The 17400-nt window shown below is 36.1% G+C and carries 16 protein-coding genes and 1 tRNA gene; 2 read left to right on the plus strand and 15 right to left on the minus strand.

Annotation, left to right across the window (positions count from 1 at the left end; all coding sequences use genetic code 11):
* Positions 1–8: 8 nt before the first annotated feature.
* From IC610_RS04275 to IC610_RS04285, 3 genes are all read right to left on the minus strand, one after another.
* Positions 9–683, minus strand: a complete 675-nt coding sequence (locus IC610_RS04275) for a tetratricopeptide repeat protein (RefSeq protein ID WP_191735388.1) — start codon at positions 681–683, stop codon at positions 9–11.
* 196 nt (positions 684–879) lie between these two features.
* Positions 880–1530 carry a response regulator gene (locus IC610_RS04280; RefSeq protein WP_191735389.1) on the minus strand — a complete coding sequence of 217 codons (651 nt, stop codon included), beginning with the start codon at positions 1528–1530 and terminating at the stop codon, positions 880–882.
* On the minus strand, positions 1527–3503 hold the full coding sequence (locus IC610_RS04285; protein WP_191735390.1) for a tetratricopeptide repeat-containing sensor histidine kinase: 1977 nt from the start codon (positions 3501–3503) through the stop codon (positions 1527–1529). Before IC610_RS04285 ends, IC610_RS04280 begins: the two co-directional genes overlap by 4 nt.
* 232 nt (positions 3504–3735) lie before the next feature.
* Between IC610_RS04285 and IC610_RS20220 the strand changes: the two genes are divergently transcribed.
* Complete coding sequence (locus tag IC610_RS20220) at positions 3736–4056, plus strand: ATP-binding protein (RefSeq protein WP_191735391.1); 321 nt, start codon at positions 3736–3738, stop codon at positions 4054–4056.
* Positions 4057–4369: 313 nt separating this feature from the next.
* Here the strand turns inward: IC610_RS20220 and IC610_RS04295 are convergent, their stop codons facing one another.
* From IC610_RS04295 to IC610_RS04310, 4 genes are all read right to left on the minus strand, one after another.
* Complete coding sequence (locus IC610_RS04295; RefSeq protein ID WP_228462848.1) at positions 4370–5548, minus strand: hypothetical protein; 1179 nt, start codon at positions 5546–5548, stop codon at positions 4370–4372.
* The gene (glf, locus tag IC610_RS04300; protein ID WP_191735392.1) at positions 5538–6641 is read right to left on the minus strand and encodes a UDP-galactopyranose mutase; all 1104 of its coding nucleotides are present in this window, start codon (positions 6639–6641) and stop codon (positions 5538–5540) included. The genes IC610_RS04295 and glf overlap by 11 nt, the downstream gene beginning before the upstream one ends.
* Positions 6634–7746, minus strand: a complete 1113-nt coding sequence (locus IC610_RS04305; RefSeq protein WP_191735393.1) for a glycosyltransferase family 1 protein — start codon at positions 7744–7746, stop codon at positions 6634–6636. Before IC610_RS04305 ends, glf begins: the two co-directional genes overlap by 8 nt.
* Positions 7747–8315: 569 nt before the next feature.
* Positions 8316–8741, minus strand: a complete 426-nt coding sequence (locus IC610_RS04310; RefSeq protein ID WP_191735394.1) for a hypothetical protein — start codon at positions 8739–8741, stop codon at positions 8316–8318.
* Positions 8742–8976: 235 nt separating this feature from the next.
* On the opposite strand from IC610_RS04310, the gene IC610_RS04315 reads away from it, so the two are divergent.
* Positions 8977–10161: a glycosyltransferase gene (locus IC610_RS04315; protein WP_191735395.1), complete on the plus strand. Its 1185-nt coding sequence runs from the start codon at positions 8977–8979 to the stop codon at positions 10159–10161.
* Here the strand turns inward: IC610_RS04315 and IC610_RS04320 are convergent.
* The 8 genes from IC610_RS04320 to IC610_RS04355 all read right to left on the minus strand — a co-directional run bounded on the left by IC610_RS04320 (position 10131) and on the right by IC610_RS04355 (position 17396).
* A complete protein-coding gene (locus tag IC610_RS04320; RefSeq protein WP_191735396.1) occupies positions 10131–10715 on the minus strand; it encodes a class I SAM-dependent DNA methyltransferase in 585 nt (194 codons plus the stop codon). The two genes, IC610_RS04315 and IC610_RS04320, sit on opposite strands and share 31 nt — an antisense overlap.
* Positions 10715–11440 (minus strand): PIG-L deacetylase family protein, encoded by a 726-nt coding sequence (locus IC610_RS04325; protein ID WP_191735397.1) that lies wholly within the window; start codon positions 11438–11440, stop codon positions 10715–10717. Before IC610_RS04325 ends, IC610_RS04320 begins: the two co-directional genes overlap by 1 nt.
* Positions 11441–11443: 3 nt before the next feature.
* Positions 11444–12622 carry an acyl-CoA dehydrogenase family protein gene (locus IC610_RS04330; protein ID WP_191735398.1) on the minus strand — a complete coding sequence of 393 codons (1179 nt, stop codon included), beginning with the start codon at positions 12620–12622 and terminating at the stop codon, positions 11444–11446.
* Positions 12623–12954: 332 nt separating this feature from the next.
* Positions 12955–13857, minus strand: a complete 903-nt coding sequence (locus IC610_RS04335) for a helix-turn-helix domain-containing protein (RefSeq protein ID WP_191735399.1) — start codon at positions 13855–13857, stop codon at positions 12955–12957.
* Positions 13858–13870: 13 nt separating this feature from the next.
* A complete protein-coding gene (locus IC610_RS04340; protein WP_191735400.1) occupies positions 13871–14227 on the minus strand; it encodes a hypothetical protein in 357 nt (118 codons plus the stop codon).
* A 61-nt stretch (positions 14228–14288) separates the two neighbouring features.
* The gene (locus tag IC610_RS04345; protein WP_191735401.1) at positions 14289–15215 is read right to left on the minus strand and encodes an SDR family oxidoreductase; all 927 of its coding nucleotides are present in this window, start codon (positions 15213–15215) and stop codon (positions 14289–14291) included.
* A gap of 265 nt (positions 15216–15480) precedes the next feature.
* A tRNA-Ser gene (locus IC610_RS04350) sits at positions 15481–15565 on the minus strand.
* A 127-nt stretch (positions 15566–15692) separates the two neighbouring features.
* Positions 15693–17396: a DUF4041 domain-containing protein gene (locus tag IC610_RS04355; RefSeq protein ID WP_191735402.1), complete on the minus strand. Its 1704-nt coding sequence runs from the start codon at positions 17394–17396 to the stop codon at positions 15693–15695.
* Positions 17397–17400 lie beyond the last annotated feature (4 nt).

A 17400-nucleotide genomic window follows, 5' to 3' on the forward strand; every position in this document is an offset into this window, starting at 1 on the left:
TGTTCCTTTTATTGAGAAAGTCTGAAAAATGCGCCACCTGCTTTTTCATATTCTTCATATTCCGCATGAGCTTTGTCGAAATCTGTTTTGGCTAAATCTTTTAATGGAGAATCTGCAGGTGCGTTGTTGATGATGAATAGAAAATCGTTCATCGCATCTACAAATTTTATTTTTCTGGTATGCATTCTTCCGCGGTACAGATAAGCTTCTAGATCTTTCGGATTTTGAGAAATGGCTTTATTAAGGTCAGGAATGGCCAGGTCGGCAGAATTCATTTTAGCATGAAGTTTTCCTCTGAACTGTAAGGCCTGATAAAAATCCGGTTTTATTTTCAATGCAGCATCAAGGTATTGCAAAGCTTGATTATTTTTCTCCTGTGAGATTAACGATGTGGCTGCTAAAAAACTTGCATCTGGATTTTGTGGATTAATTTTAAACGCTTTTTCAGCATCGATCAATGCTTCGTCAAATTTTTTGAGCCTGATTAAAACATTGGCGCGCTGGGTAAGAGCAGCTTCGTTTTTAGGATTTTTATCAATGGCTGTGGTTAGTTCTGTCAAGGCCGGTTGAAAATTGTTCTGTCTTGCGGCATTGACAGCCTCAGGAGAAAGTAATTGCTGACCCGAAAGACTGATTACAGATAAGAAAAAGCCTAAAAAGAATAGTTTAATTTGAGTTCTCATGATATCTGATTTTCTAAGATCATGAGATAGGAAAATTCATCAATATAGATTACTCTCCGTTCTCTCATGAACCTATACAAAGATATTTTGGAACACATTTTTTCACAATGGGCTGTTCAGCCCATTTTTATTTCAGAATGAAATATTGAAAGTGCTGTTGGAATTTAGATTTAAACTAAAAATTTAGGTAAAATATTTAAAAAAGATTTCGATCACGTGCTTTCTGAAGCAATTCGGTTCGGTTGTGTGCCTGAAGTTTCTGGTAAATATTTTCGATATGTCTTTTCACCGTAAAAGGCGAGATAAAAAGCTGCTCTGAAATCACTTTATTCGTCAAACCTTTGCTCAAAAGCTCCAGAATTTCACTTTCTCTAGCCGAAAGCAGATTTTCTGTCATTTCGCTTTGAGGCTGCACAGCATCACTACTTTTTCGAAGCAATTTTAACGTTTTAACGGCAATCGAAGGAGACATTACCGCACCGCCAGCCATTGTATCGATGATGGTTTCGTGAATTTTTTCTGCTTTTGTATCCTTTAAAATATAACTGTCCGCACCGGCCTGAATTGCCCTGAAAATATGATCATCATCGTCATACACCGTAATCACGACAATTTTAATTTCAGGATATTTTTGCTTCATCACAAAAGTTGCGTCGATACCATTCATTACAGGCATTTCAATATCCATAAAGATTAAATCTATATCACTATTCTGTTCGATTTTTTCAATGCCTGACTTTCCGTTTTCTGCGGTGATAACTATGGAAATATCGGGATAAAGTGAAAGTTTCTCTTTTAAAGATTTCAAAGCGACTTTATTATCTTCTACAATGGCGATTTTTGTCATTTCAATGGTGTTACAATGGTGTATCTTGTGCCTTTTCCGGGCGAAGTTTCCAACTTGAGTGTTCCGGAAAGTTCATCAATTCTTTTGTGAATATTGGAAAGTCCGAATGAACTGTCTTTTTCCCTTTCAAAATCAAACCCTTTTCCATTATCAGAAATTATCATTTTTAAGTCATTCAGATTCTGATTAATTTGAATATCGATCAATCCGGCTTCACTGTGTTTCAAAGAATTGTTGATGATTTCCTGCAGAATTCTGAAAATATTCGCTGCAACTTTAGAGTCGAGTTTTACATTTTCATGAATAACAAACTTATAATTAAATTTAACATCCTCTTTAGCCTCAGAAGCATTATTGATAAAATTCAGAATTTTAAGGTGTAGATCTTCCAGAAAAACTTCGTTCGCGTTCAATATCCATAATGTATTTCTTAATTCCGATATCGAAAGATCCACAAATGTCGAGAGGGAAGAAATTTTTTCCTTATACCTTGAAGAATCTGTCTCTGAGATATTTATCAAGCTGTCCAGCGTAGAACTCATCAATGTCAGCTGTGAACCAACGCTGTCGTGAAGATCCCGGGATATTTCGAGCCTTTGCTGTTGTGCTTTTGAGATATTCTGTTCCTGAAGCAAATCATTTTCCAATGCCAGCTGTTTTTGCCTGAGTCGCGATTTTATATTTAAGTTCCTGAATATAAGCATTCCGACGATCACCAAACCTGCCAGAACAATCAGCCAGATATTCTTTTGCCTGGAAGAAAGAACTTCCTGTGAAATTTTGAGTTTGGAAAGGTTGAGTTCTTTTTCTTTCTTTTCAGTTTCATATTTTACATTTAGAAATGCTGCTTTATCGATCATCTCAGTATTGAAAATCTTTTCCTGATAAGCTGTATATTGCTGCTGTAAAATTATTGCTTTGCTAAGATTGCCGGACAGTCTGTAAATCTCCGCCAGACTTTTGCTGCTTTCTGCTATTCTGTCATCAGACTTTATATTTTTTGAAACCATCAGTGCTTTTTCAGCCAAAGGTATAGCCTGATTTAGATTTCCCATATCCTTGTAACATTCTGCTATGTTTAGGTAAGTGTAACTTAATCCTAAGCTGTCCTGCTCCTGTTCTCTGATGGCTTTGCTTTTTTCATAATACCAGAGCGCTTTACGGTAATTCTTCAGTTTCTTATATTCGGCACCGGAATTAAGATAACTAATTCCCAAACCGTATTGATCATTGATTTTTGTTTGAAGACTTATGGCCTTTTGCTGATATAGTAAAGCAGAATCATGTTTACCTAAAATGGAATAGGCATTTGCTAAATTATTGAAATTACTTGCAAGACTATAATTATTATTATCTTTTTTTCTCAGTACAAGCGCTTTTTTTTGCCAGTTTAAAGCTTCATTGCGCTGGTTAATTTCCTGATAAACAAGGCCAATATTACTGCAGATATTTCCCTGAATTTTAACTGACCCAGTAGCTTCTGCATATTTTAAGGCTGAGAAAAATGTGGACAACGCATCTCTATAATCCCCTGCCTTCCATTGTAATAAGCCAATATTATTTGAAATGCTTGCTACTAATTTCGATCTCTTGGAAGATTTTGCAAGTGGAAGCGCTTTATTATAATACTTTAAAGCCGAACTGTAATGTGCATCAATATCCTCTACAATACCAAGAAAATTCAATGCATCAGCAATGCCCGACTGATCACTTGTTTTTTCTGAAAGCCGCAGCATAGCTGTTGCATATTTTTTCAGTTCGTCATTATCGGTATCTATATACTCACGACAGATTTTTCTAAAAATATTTATTCTTGCTGAATCTGCTATGTATTTGGAATTGAGCTTCTGCTTGAGGGTACGGATAATTGTTTGCTCGCTACTGTTCTCTAATACGGTTTCAGGTAATTTCTGAACCTGCGCGGAATACAGATCAGAGAAAAATATCAATAATATCAGATATCTCACAATCATCGGTTAATTTTATTTAGTGTGAAATAAAGATACAATATGATCCAGTAATAAATAGAAAATTGCTGAAATTATATCAAGTCAGCACCTGATATCGTAATTAAATAGTTTAATATAAATTGATTTTGACCTTTTTAAACTGATAGAGGAAATCAAAACAGACTATAAAAATCAGTATTCTGCCCATTATCTCATATTAACAACACAAGAATCAGGCAATGTTAATGCGGATAGAATGAAATTGTTAGAGATTAACAACAATCTGGTGGATAATGCAGTAAAATTCTCTTTAACTGGAACTGCCATTTTCATTTCATTTGAAAAAATAAATAATAAACTTAGAGTAAGTGTTAAAAACGAAGGAATAGGTATCAAATCAAAGAAAAGGTTTACACGTTATTGTAATTCGCTTAGAGCAAATTTTCTTAAATTTACAGGAACTTCGCACAAAAACTATTTAAAGATTCATTCTGAAAGACATCTACTTGATTTAAAGAAACTATGCGTTACCAATCCTATGGCATGCACAACTCTTTCACAGAATCTTTCATGGTAAAAATGGGAATTTTTTTTGTCTCAGGATAAAATTTTGAGGCACAGATAAACCCCGTTTGCAAGCCATCAGTGAACTGATCGTTATTGATTTTCAAACCTTGATTAGTAGTTAGCATTTCATCAGATTGTAATCTTAAAATCCTGCGAGATTTTTTAAATTTCCTGAATTTTCATTTTTCATAAATATTATTTAAGTAGTTGACCTTGCTTCTTTTTTTTTAATTAAATGTTATAATTCTTCTAAATTTAAAACTTTTCTTGGACGCGTACTCTTCTGTCAACTGCAGATATATAATAAAACCAGTTGTGCTTTATCAGTTTGCAACCAGAATAGAATTTAATTTTCTCTTAAATTCTTTAAGTTCCGCAACGCTTTCTGAATCCGGCACTCTTTTTAAAGTTACTGTATCAAATATATCCCATATACCGCTGTGATGCCAGTCGCTGAGATCATCCCAGTCTGGCCGGTCAACCACCGGATAGAAACAGCAGCCCAAAAGCGGGAGCCCAGCCTTCAAAACAGACAGACATTCTGCAGTAATTGAGCGGATCCACTTTGCACGGTCTTCGCCGGGATGGCTTGTTTCTGAAATCACAAAGGGTCTTCCATACCTCAGAAAGACAGATTCAAGCAATTCGTGAAGCGGACGGTATTGTGGATGTGGCGGAACTTCTGCCCAAGGCAAAAATTCATGGGTTTCATTGATCCATTGGTTATTGTAATAAAAATTGACTCCAATGATATCCAGATATTCGGGTTTACCTCCCAGTTCAGGGCAGATTCTTCCTGACAAAATATCGTGTACCTGAAACTGTTCAAAATGCTTCTCTTCAGCGGATAAAATAGAAAATGCATCAGCCTGATTATTGGAAACAATACTGATCAAAGGTTCCGTTACCATGATTCTGACAGAAGTATCTACAGCTTTCATCATTTCGATGCCTTCTATATATGCTTTCATCAGAGCATATTTCACTTCCCAGCCGTGGCCAACGCAGTACGGCGAAGTTCCTTTCACGTCACCACCAAGCCATGAAATAAAACTCACCTCGTTAATCGGAGTTACAATCAAATTTCCTTCAGGAACCAAACTTCGGTATTTGAGGATAAATGCCTGGCACAGACTACTGAATCTTCGTGCAAACATAGGATGAAGTGGCGTAAGATCGTCAGGATAACCAAAATGACAGATGTCCCAAATGATTTGAATATTTTTATTTTGCGAAATTTCAATCAACCTTTCCACTTCAGACCAGTCGTACTGATATGGCTTGGTTTCTACAACACTCCAGCGGATTCCTTCACGGACGGTTTTAATGTCGAGCTGACGTAAATGATCATAATCTTCTTCCAGATAAATTTCGTGACCGGAAGTTTGATACAGATCTACTCTTTCTCCAAAAGTATTCTGATGGTCTGCACATTCAAATCCGCCCATCAGAAAACTGTTGAACGGATTTACATTAAAAGCAGGAAAATCATTATTGAACATATTCTTCCTTATTTTTTATTTTCCTGAAAAGAGCAAGGGACTGTGCTACAACCTGATCCATATTGTAATACTTGTAAGTTCCTAAACGTCCTGTAAAAAGTACATTTGGATGGTCTTCCGCAAGTTTTTTATACTGATTGTAAATTTCCTGATTCTGTTTTCGCGGGATCGGGTAATAAGGATCACCTTCTGCGGTAGGATATTCGTAAACGATGGTTGTTTTATCGTTTTTCTGTCCTGTTAAAAATTTAAATTCCGTAATCCGGGTGTAAAGATTTGAGGTCGGAAAATTGACAGTTCCTGTTGCTTGATAATTTGCCTGATTTAAAGTTTCAAATTTGAAATCAATAGAACGGTATGGCAGCTTTCCGTAGCAGTAATCAAAATAACTGTCAATAGGCCCCGTGTAAATCAGCTTTTTAAATGGAATTACATCCAGAATATCCTGATAATCTGTCTGAAGCATGATACTGATGTTTTTGTGAGACAGCATTTTTTTAAACATTTCAGTATAACCATTTTTGGGCATTGCCTGAAAACTGTCTGTAAAATATCTGTCATCTTTATTCGTTCTTGTCGGCACGCGGGCTGTCACCGATGCATCAAGCTCAGAAGGATCAAGATCCCACTGTTTTTTGGTATAACCTTTAAAGAATTTTTCATAAAGTTCTTTTCCTACAACATTCAGCACTACATCTTCAGAGGTAAGAATGGGATTTCGTTTTTCTGCTTTTGAAGCAAGAAAATCTGTTACTTCATCTGAAGTAAGATCTTTACCGTACAATTCGTTGATTGTGGTCAGATTAATTGGAATCGGTACCAGCAGGCCATCCACACTGCCCAAAACTCGGTGTTCATAGGGTCTCCATTCTGTAAATTTCCCTAAATATTTAAATACGTCTTCGGAATTGGTATGAAAAATATGGGGTCCGTATTTATGAATCAGAATTCCTTCTTCATTGTAATAGTCATAAGCATTTCCGGCGATGTGATTACGCTTGTCAACAATTAAGATCTTTTTTCCTTCCTCTGCGAGACGTTCCGCCAACACTGCACCGGCAAAACCGCATCCTACTATTAAAAAATCATACATGGTTGATCTGTTTTTGTTTATTTGTTATTTCGACTGTATTGATTAGTGCATTCATTTTTTCAAAAGTATGATCCCAGGATTCATCTTCAAGGAAATGGTCTACTGTACGAAGCCAATGATCTCTGTCTGGATCTGTCATGATCTTTTCTGCAGTGGAAATAAATGATTCTGCATCATCTACAATCTTTACCAATGCCGCGTTTCCGTACGGATTCACAACATCTTTGATTGCTGTGGAAATCACAGGCTTTCCTGCAGCAAGATATTCGGGAGTTTTTGTCGGGCTGATGAATTCTGTAGATTCGTTCAGGGCAAATAAAATCAGGGCAATATCCCAATGGCTAATGTAAGCCGGAAGTTCTGAATAGTTTTTTGATCCCAAATAATGAATATTTTCTGCACGTGGCAGATCATCAGGATTGATCTTTACGACGGGGCCAATAATGACAAAATGCCAATCCGGACGGCTCGCAGATACATTTCGCAACAATTCTATGTCAAACCGTTCATCTACAACTCCAAAGAAACCTAATCTCGGGAAGCCAATTTCTTTTTGATCTTCAGGTTCATCCTGATTAATTCTTGCTTTTCCAAAGTGTTCTTTATCAATACTGCTTGGCATTGCATGAATGTTGTGATGTCTGTTCTTCTTTGCCTGATAAAGTGAATGACCGCCGGTAAAAACCACATCAGCTTTATCAAAAAGTTCCTGCTCCATTGATATCAGCTGTGGAGGGGCAAATTTGAAGGCAGAAAGTTCGTCCATTGAATCATAAACAATCCTTTCAGGTGTGAGCTCGTCGGTAAACTGCAATGCCATAGGTGTATAATACCAGCTGATGTATTCTTTTATATCATACTCTTTCATTACCAGTAGAATCAGGTTTTGTGTTCTACGGCTGGTAAAATCGTCAAACCCTGAAATTATCAGCTCTACAATGTAGACTCCATCCTGCATATTGACGGTATATCGGTCTGAGTCTCCGATTTTTGGTTCTTCAAAATAAAAAACTTTATAATATTTTGAGAATCTTGTTAAAAGGTGTTGTGGCCTTTGGTACACAAAGTTCCATGATAAATGACTAAAACATAGTAAATATTTCATAAATATATTTGATTTGATAATGTATTAACAATTTAAAGACCTAAAGTAAAATACGGATATGATCGTAATCACAAGGAAATTCATTTTTAATGTTAATTACTTCGTTTTTAATTAATTAAAAACGAAGTAAAAGTGTTTATTTTATAAAGTTTTTTATAAATCTTTAGAGAGAGATATTAATTTAGATAATTAATATAAATTTAGTCGCTTTAAAATATTAACTCCACTAAAAAAATTAGAGATGCATTATACATTTAAAAATTTCCGGTGATGCTTTAAAAATAGCAGAGCCTGATGTGGAGAAATCAAGCTTTAAGTTTTTACAGCATCAGCCTGCTTCAATAATAATTGTCTTACGTCTTGAACCTTTAATCAGATGCTAAAAAGCTTGGAAAGGCAGTTTATAAAATTACAGGAAAACTTATTTTCAGATAGATAAAAATTTGAATTTCATCTTTTAAATGATCCATCTACAAAAAATGATGGGTCAACCCGATATAATTTTCGGGGGAAAATTCTACTGAATTATGTTCCATATTTTCGGATAGCACTAAAGATTTAATTTTAAATTATATTTCACCTGTATACTCTCTGAATTTGCGTTGATTCCAACGTCTTACAAAAACTTTTCCATCCTCGAAACGATAGAAATAAGTTTCTTTTTCATTTTCGTAGGGTCTTATCAACGTAAAACATTCTCCTTCGGGAAGTTCAATGATCTCATGTATTGTGTTTGCAGGAACAAAATGCGATGTACCTTCTTTTCTGTGCTGAATCTCTGAAGTGTAAGTTCCGTCTTCGTGTATCATATAAATTCTTTCAACATAACTTCCCTTCAAAATGTGTGACGTGAAACTGAAAGGATGATCATGAATATGCTCATGTTGATCTTTCTCGCTGAAGTGATGAATGACTGCATCAAAAGGCAAACCTTTCAGATGATGTTTCGTAAAGACAGCATTCATTTTTTCGCGTTTACTCTTTATATTTATCATAATTTTTTCAATTTAATCATTTAAAACTCCAACATTTTATTCAAATATTTTCAAAACTTTCACCTTCTCACTTTTTTGATAGCTATTGGTATTGGAATTGCAAATATCTTACTGAAATTCAACTTTTCAGGAAACTTACGGATAATTTTTTCAATTATAATAAAAGTAAAAAATATTCTCTTTTAAAAATTCAGTCTTAAACGAGGTTAAATACCTGATAACCATAAAATACTATATGAAAAATCCTATAAAGCAGTCTGACGAATCATTTTTTTCAGGAATCGATATTTTACCTGATGTAAAGTCGAGCATTGTAATTCCGGTGAAAGATGAAGAGAAATATATTTTAAAAACACTTGCTTCATTTGCTGATCAGGTAGATATTTTTGGAGAACCTTTAAATTCAGAACAATTTGAAATTCTGGTTTTAGCCAATAACTGTACAGATAAATCGGTAGCTTATATTCAACAGTTTCAAAGAAAACATCCTCATCTTAATATTTATCTTGAAGAAGTGAAACTTTTGCCAGCACAGGCAAATATCGGTTTCATAAGAAGGAAATTAATGGAATCTGCATTTTCAAGACTTTCTAAAAATGGTGGCGGTATCATTATGACAACAGACGGCGACACAATGGTTGCTCCGGACTGGATTGCACAAACGTATAACGAAATTGAGAGTGGAGCTGAAGCTGTTGGAGGCAGAATCTTATTGTCTGATGAGGAACTTTCAGGCCTCGATGAATTTACACTTTTACACCATTTCAGAGACGAAAAATACCATCTTCTGATTGCCGAACTTGAAGGAAAGATAATGAATCACAGTTTTGATCCCAATCCAAGACATCATCAGCATTTTAACGGAAGTTTTGCTATTACAACAGATTGCTATGCCAGATCAGGAGGAGTTCCCGAAGTCAGTTATCTTGAAGATTGTGCTTTTTTTGAAAGACTGGAAAGTGTGGATGCGAGAGTTCGTCACAGCTACAAAGTTAAAGTAAATACCTCTGCGAGATGTGTAGGCCGTACAGAGATCGGTCTCTCGTATCAGTTGAATGTCTGGAAAAATTTAGGAAACCATGTAGAAGATTATTTTGTTGAATCAAGTACTTCCATTATCAGCAGACTAACCCAAAAAAGAAACCTCATGACTTTATGGCAATTGAAAAGCCTGACAGAGTCAGATTTTAAAAGGTCAATGAAAGAGATTGCTCCGGAAATAATTGTAAATGACGAAATTTACAGATCTTTTCTACAGGCAAATCATTTTGGTGAATGGTATAAAAAAGTGATGCAGCTAAAAAAAAATACAGGCAAAAAAAGATTTCCACCTGTACATATTGATAACGCCATCAAAGATTTACAAAGTAAGTTGCAGGAATTTTCAGGTTATGATCTTGCCCAGACGTCAATCCTGTAAGTTTTAGCGCGGTCAGAAAAAACATTTTGCATTCTGTCATTCATCAAATGTTTAAAAGTATCATGAACCTCATCACCGGTTTGAGGATAATCGTGTACTTCAGGTAACCAGTGTACCAGCACAATATTTCCTCCTGATTTCAATTTGTCATACAAAATTCCGGTTGCTGACTGCCAGTCTTCCGGAGACAGATAATATGCAACCTCTGAAATCATGATCAAATCATATTGGTCTTCAGGAAGTTCCTGCGGGAAACTCATTTTTTCAAATGTTACATTTTTTAAATTTTCACATCGTTTTTCAGCCATATCCAGAGCTTTCTCCGAAACATCTGTTGCCAATAACCTAGTGCTTTTTTCAGCAAGTAATTGTGTCAGCACTCCGATAGAGCAACCAATTTCCAATACATTTTCATAATGTTTTTGGGGAAGTGCTGCGATCGTAGCTGCGTATTTTTTGGCTTCGTACTCGCTTTTTTCAAAGTTCCATGGATCTTCATTGGCGTCATAGACTTTCTTGAAGTATTCTGAATCTAAAGATTGTTTTTCATTCATTACTTTGATATAAAAAAAGTTTCGTAGGGAACATTAAACTGACTGAGCATTTCCTGAGAAAGCTGAAATCCTTCGGGATCATCGGTGATCAAACCGTCAATCTGCGAACGGTGTTTTGAAATAGCTTCCTGTTTCTGAGCAAGTACGCTGTTGATATTTAAACGAAATGGCATCGATTCGTTTTGAGATGGTTCATCTCCTTCGTTACCCAATTCTTTTAGCCAAATTGGATATTCATATATTTTTGCGTTTGAAGTCTCAGAAGCATTAATCAACTGAAAAGCGGCCTGATGATCAGGATGCGGATCTCTTCTCCATGGAACGAAAATACTTTGAGGCTGAATCATTCCCATCATTTTTGAAATACTTTTTACGGCATTTTCAAATCCTTCCTGATGAACTGATGGCACATTTCTGTCTTTATACCTGCAGAAAACAATATTTGCAGCCGGCACACCGAGAATTTCAGCTGCATCAAGCAATTCCTTTTCCCGTAAATCCCTCAGTTTTTCGGCCGGATATTCTTTGCTGTTGGGATGCGACAAAGTACCGTCGCTGAGCAGTAGAATATATACATTTTGTCCAAATTTGCGGAGCAGTGAAATTACTCCACCACAACCTAAACTTTCATCATCTGCATGCGGAGCGACTATCAGCGTTGTTCCGAATCCTGTGACACACTGTTCCGGCGCCAATGGTATATTATCATTATTGTTTTGATTCATTTTCTATTTGTTTAAATTTAAATTCCAGATCTCTCCTGCACTAATGTCTGATTGCAAAACATATCTGCCAACATCTGCCAATACCGCATCCGGTGCCGGCTGACGAAGATAAGTACTCAGATCACGTATGATCCGCTCAAAGTGATAAGGTTTATTGAGACCACGTGCGCCAATACATTTTTGGCAGAGATTAATCACCTCCGTACAAATCTGTTCGATTGCGGTACGCATCATATTGGCATACATGATGAAATTTTCCCCTTCAGAAACTGATGGATTTTCCATAAACCGATCAAGTTTAAGAGCAGAAGCGATTAACCATTGATTTCCGGATTCTACGGCAATCGCCATTTGTGCCAAACGCATTTTCTGAAAAGGATCATCAATTCTGTTTAGACTTTTAAGATATTTTTTCGTTTCGTCTAGAAGTTGTTCTGCTGCACCCAGCTGCACTGCTGCAAAACGTATCGCACCACCACTGAAACCTGGTTGTTGATAGTAAGATCCTGCAGATCCTAAAAGGCTTATTTGTGGAATTGGTGAATCGTCAAATGTCACTTTAAAACTTCTGCTGGCTTTCATTCCCATAGGATTCCACCAGCTGGAATCACTTTTTATACTGATTTTATCTAACTGAACAACACACATCTGCCATGATCCATCTTTTTTGGCCGCTGTAACGATCGGTCGGGTGACATAATCTGTACCGGTTGCAAAAGTTTTCGAACCATTGAGATAATAGCCGTCTTTCTTACCTCTCGTTAAAAAAGTACCATCCTGAGCCTGCGTATTCCACACACCAAAAAGGTTTCCTTTAAAAGCATCTTCCGCAAATAATTTCTTCTGTTTTTTGTTTCCAAACTGATTAATTAAAATCTGTGCGTTAATATGACCTTCCAGCACCCTTCCCATAACAAGATTTCCTCTGCCAACATTTTTCAGTATAGTCAGCAGCGCCAGATTGGTACCGGGTCTCAGACCCAGATTTTTTCCGCCAAATTTCTTTGCAATGCTCGCTGTCAAAAGTGCTGAAGATTTTAGTTTTTCAAATGTTTTTTCGGGAAAAGAATCTACAAAGTCTGTCTCCGCAGCATCAATAATAGAATATGCTTCTATGTTATTCGAGGCCGTTATTAAATCTCTCAGTCTGGCTGTAGTTATTCTATTGTAATTATTTTTCAAATTCTTAGTATAAGGTTCATTACTAAACTCTATTTCAGAACCTGAAAATAAAGTATTAACACCTTTTAAGATGCTATATGCGTGCCATTATCAACGTACAGTATTTTAATAATATTAATGTAAGGTACGCAACGCCACTTTACAGATCAATCTGGAGATCATGATCAATTTTTACATCTCAAGCATCTGCAATTCGATAAAACATAGAGCTGTACAAACTACAAAAAAACTAAATATTTGAAAAACAAAGTTCATTGCTGTCTGTAACCCAACTGCGGTTTATTGTAACAGTATCGTGGAATGTCTAGCTTAGAAAAATTGGATGATATAAATTAATTAAAACCAGCTCTAAACGCTAGCGGGCTTTGACTGGTTTTTTCTTTAAACAATTTGCTGAACGACTGCATATGCTCAAAACCTAATTCGTAAGCAATTTCACTTACCGTTAAATCCGTTGTTGACAGCTTTTCCTTTGCTTTTTCAATCAGCTTTTCGTGAATATGCTGTTGCGTATTCAAACCCGTCAATGTTTTGAGTAAACTACGCAGATAGGTTGGCGAAACATTTAATTGGTCTGAAATATATTGAACGGTTGGCAATCCCTTTGAAACCAAATCATCACTATTGAAATAATCTGAAAGTAATACTTCCAACCTGTCGAGAATTTGATGGTTGGTTTTCTTGCGGGTAATGAATTGCCTTTGGTAAAACCGTTCCGAATAATTTAACAAGGTTTCTAAATGTGAAATGATGATGTCTTGACTAAACCTGTCGATGTTTGTCTGATATTCGTTTTTGATGTTCTCAACAATACCATTTATCATTTTTTCTTCCTTATCAGATAAAAACAAGGCTTCATTGGTCATGTAGCCAAAAAAATCGTATTGTTTTATTTTTTTAGCCAGAGAAGTATTCCATAAAAAATCGGGATGGATAAACAACATCCAGCCATCTATATTTTCCGGAATGTTACCAGTTTCTCCACGCAAAATTTGTCCAGGTGATAAAAATGCCATCACTCCCTCATCAAAGTCATATTGTTGCTGTCCGTAAAACAGTTTGTCACAACCTCTTTTTAAAGTAATTACATACAAATCAAAGAGTACAGCAAAAATTCCTGTATCCTTTTTTTGTTTGGATAAATCAATGAGTTCAATCAATGGATGATGCGGTTTAGGCAAGCCCATTAATTTGTGTAACTCAGAAATGGTTTTTATTCGGATTGGCTTTTCCATCATTCAGATTTGATTAATTTTTTAAAAACGGATATTTCAACCAAATCAACACCAAAGGCATCATTAAAAACGGCATTTCCATCAATACCATTTTGAAATTACCAATCCTCATTGCCAATGCCATAATTATTAATATAGAAATAGCATTGAGCACATTGCCCAGGAAAAATGTTTTGGGGATAAGCAACAATACACCGACCAATAATGTAACACCACCGAAAATGGGAATCATTGTTTCGGTAATACCCAATTCGCCCATCATTTTCATTGCTTCGGGATTTTTTTTGTAATTAAATGTTTCCCAGCCGTGTTTGAATGCCAAAAAAACCGACACTGCCAATAATACCAAAGAAATTATACTTTTTACCATCGTTTTGTTTTTAAAAATCACGTTACTAATTTATTGAATTCTTTTAAATTTCGTCCAAATACTAAAACTCAACCTTTGCTAACTTTTGCGATACTTCCCATAACCTTTGAGCAATTTCTAAATCATTTGCCTGTTCAGGAATTTTTGCGATAGATGGAAAACCACGGGTTTCACTCATTTTGTTTGGTCCGTAATACAATCCGCCTTTAGCTTCCGGCGAGGTGGCAGCAAATAAAGTGGGTAATGCGCCTTGTGACTGTGGCTGAAATAAAAACGGAAAAAATCTTCGCATAATTCCCGGAGTACTCCATTTTCCGGCACCATTTATCAATAGATTGGTTCGGGAAACACCTGGGTGTGAAGCAATGCTGGTAATGCCCCAACCGTACTTTTCACTTCGTCGTTGCAATTCTAAGGCAAACACTAGGTTCGCCATTTTTGCCTGGCTGTATGCTTCCCCCGGAACATACGAAGATGTTGACTGTAGGTCATCAAAATTAATTTTCCCGTTACGATTAGCTATGCTTGATACGGTAACCACACGAGCATCTTGTGCTTTACGAAGCAAAGGAAGCAATTGTGCTGTCAATGCAAAATGACCAATATGATTTGTACCGAATTGTAACTCAAAACCATCAGCAGTTTCGAGTCTGTTGGGTGGTGTCATAACGCCAGCGTTATTGATGAGCAGATTGATGGCTTCGCCTCTTTCGATCATTCTCGAAGCAAACGATTTGATTGAAGATAGATCTGCAAGGTCTATTTTCTCAAAACTCACTTTGGCTTTTGGATTATTTTGAAGGATTTGCGCAATGGTAGCTGCTCCTTTTTGAGCGTTTCGTCCCATTACAATCACATTCCAACCCGCAGAAGATAATGCCAAAGCATCTTCGTAACCAACACCTTCTGTACTACCTGTGATTACAGCTAAACCACTATTTCTTTGAGGAATATTTGAAGCGGTCCAATTTTTAGTTTCTTTTTTCATTATTAACGTTGTTTGTTAATGCAAAGTTGGCACATCTTTAAACGTTGGATTTATCCAAAACGACTATTGATGTAGTTAAAAAAAGCTAGTCAATTGCAAAATTTTCCCTGAATTTTCGTGACCTATTTACAGTTTCGGCAATGGTCAGTAAAGAGGTCATAAAAATCTTGACCTGTTTTTATTTTTTTTGAATCTAAAGCAAAACAAAAAACGCTGCAAACAATATTGTTTACAGCGTTTTAGCTTATTTTAGTTTCTCAAATTGCGGAGAGAGAGGGATTCGAACCCCCGGACCTGTTACAGTCAATAGTTTTCAAGACTATCGCAATCGACCACTCTGCCATCTCTCCTCAAACTCCGATTGTGTCGTTGTTTTCAGTGGTGCAAAAATATAAAGTTTTTTTGTTTTGGCAAAGAAAATTTTAATTTTATTTTAGTTATCTCAATAAATTGAAGATAATGAGATGTTTAAATTATTTAAATTTCTTCAATCACTTCCTCATAGCTTACCGGATCTGCTATTTCCTGATACCGTTCCCATTCTGCTTCCAAAGTTTTATCTGTTTTCATTTCTTCTTCAAGTTTCTGTGTTTCCCGGTATTGGGTTGCTTCGGCAAGAAGTGTCCATTTACATTGGATTCCGATTGTTTCAATATGATTTTTCAAATCTGTAAGCTGAAGTCTGAAAAATTCTTTTCTCGGATTGATTTTATTGAGCTGGTTTTTGAGGAATTTTTTGTGAAGCTGTCGCTCCAAAGCTGGTGCATCTTCTGAAAATATCATAGCATGTACATCAAATTCAAAGGGAACACTGGCGTCGCCTAATTCACGAACACGGTCAAGAGGTTCTAAACGTCTCGTCATTCCGATTTTATAAACATGCTCACCGAACGATCCGATATTGGAAATTACATAAACATTGCCTGTTTTGGTTTGCTGGGCCATTGAGATAGCGCGCTGATTTTTCTCCTCTGCCTGTTCGAGTTTGCCCTGTAATTCTTCCAGTTTTTGCTGAAAAAGTGCTTTTTGCTCTTCATTGGCTTTTGAAACCTGAGCTTCGGCTTTTTCGATAAGTCTTTTTAGTGTTTGCTCTTCTTTTTCAGCATCTTTAATTGCTTTTTCAAATTCTCTTCTTGCCTTTTCTTCTTCACGAATCTGCTCACGGATCTGTCTTTGTTCCTCCAGCTCCATTGCCCGCAGTTCCTGAGCTACAACCGCCCATTTCAATTCTTCTAATCTCGCCTGATGGTAAATTTCAGAAATTCTTGCATTTCTAAACGCTTTTCCGTTAAAATTCACCAATTGAAAAGCATCCTCGATTTTTTGTTTTAAAATTCCATAATTATCTTTGCGTACTGTTGATAAAATGGAATCGACTTTTCCATTATAGGCATCTATAACGAAGTCGACAGCAGTTTTTTGTCTTTCATAATCAACATATTCACAAATTCCTGCCTGACGGTTGATAATCATTATCCTGTTGTTCTGACGAAGTTTTTTAAGGTTTTCACCGGCATCTTTATGACTAAAATCTTCAGCTAACTGGTCCAAAAGTGTATAGCTTGGGACCAGATATTCGTTACCATATCCTTTGATTACATTTTTCATCGCTTGAATTCTGTCTACAATTTCGTTGGCTTCTCTCAGGCTTCTGTAAGCATCTCCACCAATTGATTCTGCTTTATTTTCTGCAGTATTGATGATTCTTTTCGATTCTCTTACTGCGTTTTCATACAATAGCTCAATTTCCCGTTGTTTCTTTTCTGTCAGTTCTTTTATGTTTCTTCGGGATTCTCTTGCATTTTCCTGAGCTTCGGATAATTCCAGATTGCCTCTTTCTCGCAATTTTTCGTAGTCTTTCTGAGCCTTTTTAAGCAAATATTCACATTCTACTTTTACATCAATTATGTTTTGATATTTTCCCAGTTCAAAAACTTTCTCTTCCTGTTCTCTGTTTTTAATCCGAAAATTTGAAAGCTCTGTCTCAACAGTTTTCAGTTTGAATTTTAAAGTACCATTTTCACTTTGAAATTTCGTAGAATTGATTCTGGCTTCATTCAAATCCTGAGTCAAATTGACAATCTGATCTTTGTTTTTCTTATTTTCTGACCTTAAATTATTGACCTTAATAAAAAAGTAAATGATGAGTACAACTGATGTGACGATAATAAAAATTTCCATAGTA

The organism is Chryseobacterium caseinilyticum (genome assembly GCF_014837145.1).
GTDB lineage: Bacteria > Bacteroidota > Bacteroidia > Flavobacteriales > Weeksellaceae > Chryseobacterium > Chryseobacterium caseinilyticum.

Excerpts from the sequence above, each read along its gene's own strand:
- IC610_RS04345 (WP_191735401.1), bottom strand. The coding sequence starts at position 15,215 with ATGAAAAAAGAAACTAAAAATTGGACCGCTTCAAATATTCCTCAAAGA.
- glf (WP_191735392.1), bottom strand. The coding sequence starts at position 6,641 with ATGTATGATTTTTTAATAGTAGGATGCGGTTTTGCCGGTGCAGTGTTG.
- IC610_RS04310 (WP_191735394.1), bottom strand. The coding sequence starts at position 8,741 with ATGATAAATATAAAGAGTAAACGCGAAAAAATGAATGCTGTCTTTACG.
- IC610_RS04285 (WP_191735390.1), bottom strand. The coding sequence starts at position 3,503 with ATGATTGTGAGATATCTGATATTATTGATATTTTTCTCTGATCTGTAT.
- IC610_RS04335 (WP_191735399.1), bottom strand. The coding sequence starts at position 13,857 with ATGGAAAAGCCAATCCGAATAAAAACCATTTCTGAGTTACACAAATTA.
- IC610_RS20220 (WP_191735391.1), top strand. The coding sequence starts at position 3,736 with ATGAAATTGTTAGAGATTAACAACAATCTGGTGGATAATGCAGTAAAA.
- IC610_RS04355 (WP_191735402.1), bottom strand. The coding sequence starts at position 17,396 with ATGGAAATTTTTATTATCGTCACATCAGTTGTACTCATCATTTACTTT.
- IC610_RS04295 (WP_228462848.1), bottom strand. The coding sequence starts at position 5,548 with ATGTTCAATAATGATTTTCCTGCTTTTAATGTAAATCCGTTCAACAGT.
- IC610_RS04340 (WP_191735400.1), bottom strand. The coding sequence starts at position 14,227 with ATGGTAAAAAGTATAATTTCTTTGGTATTATTGGCAGTGTCGGTTTTT.
- IC610_RS04315 (WP_191735395.1), top strand. The coding sequence starts at position 8,977 with ATGAAAAATCCTATAAAGCAGTCTGACGAATCATTTTTTTCAGGAATC.
- IC610_RS04325 (WP_191735397.1), bottom strand. The coding sequence starts at position 11,440 with ATGAATCAAAACAATAATGATAATATACCATTGGCGCCGGAACAGTGT.
- IC610_RS04280 (WP_191735389.1), bottom strand. The coding sequence starts at position 1,530 with ATGACAAAAATCGCCATTGTAGAAGATAATAAAGTCGCTTTGAAATCT.
- IC610_RS04305 (WP_191735393.1), bottom strand. The coding sequence starts at position 7,746 with ATGAAATATTTACTATGTTTTAGTCATTTATCATGGAACTTTGTGTAC.
- IC610_RS04275 (WP_191735388.1), bottom strand. The coding sequence starts at position 683 with ATGAGAACTCAAATTAAACTATTCTTTTTAGGCTTTTTCTTATCTGTA.
- IC610_RS04320 (WP_191735396.1), bottom strand. The coding sequence starts at position 10,715 with ATGAATGAAAAACAATCTTTAGATTCAGAATACTTCAAGAAAGTCTAT.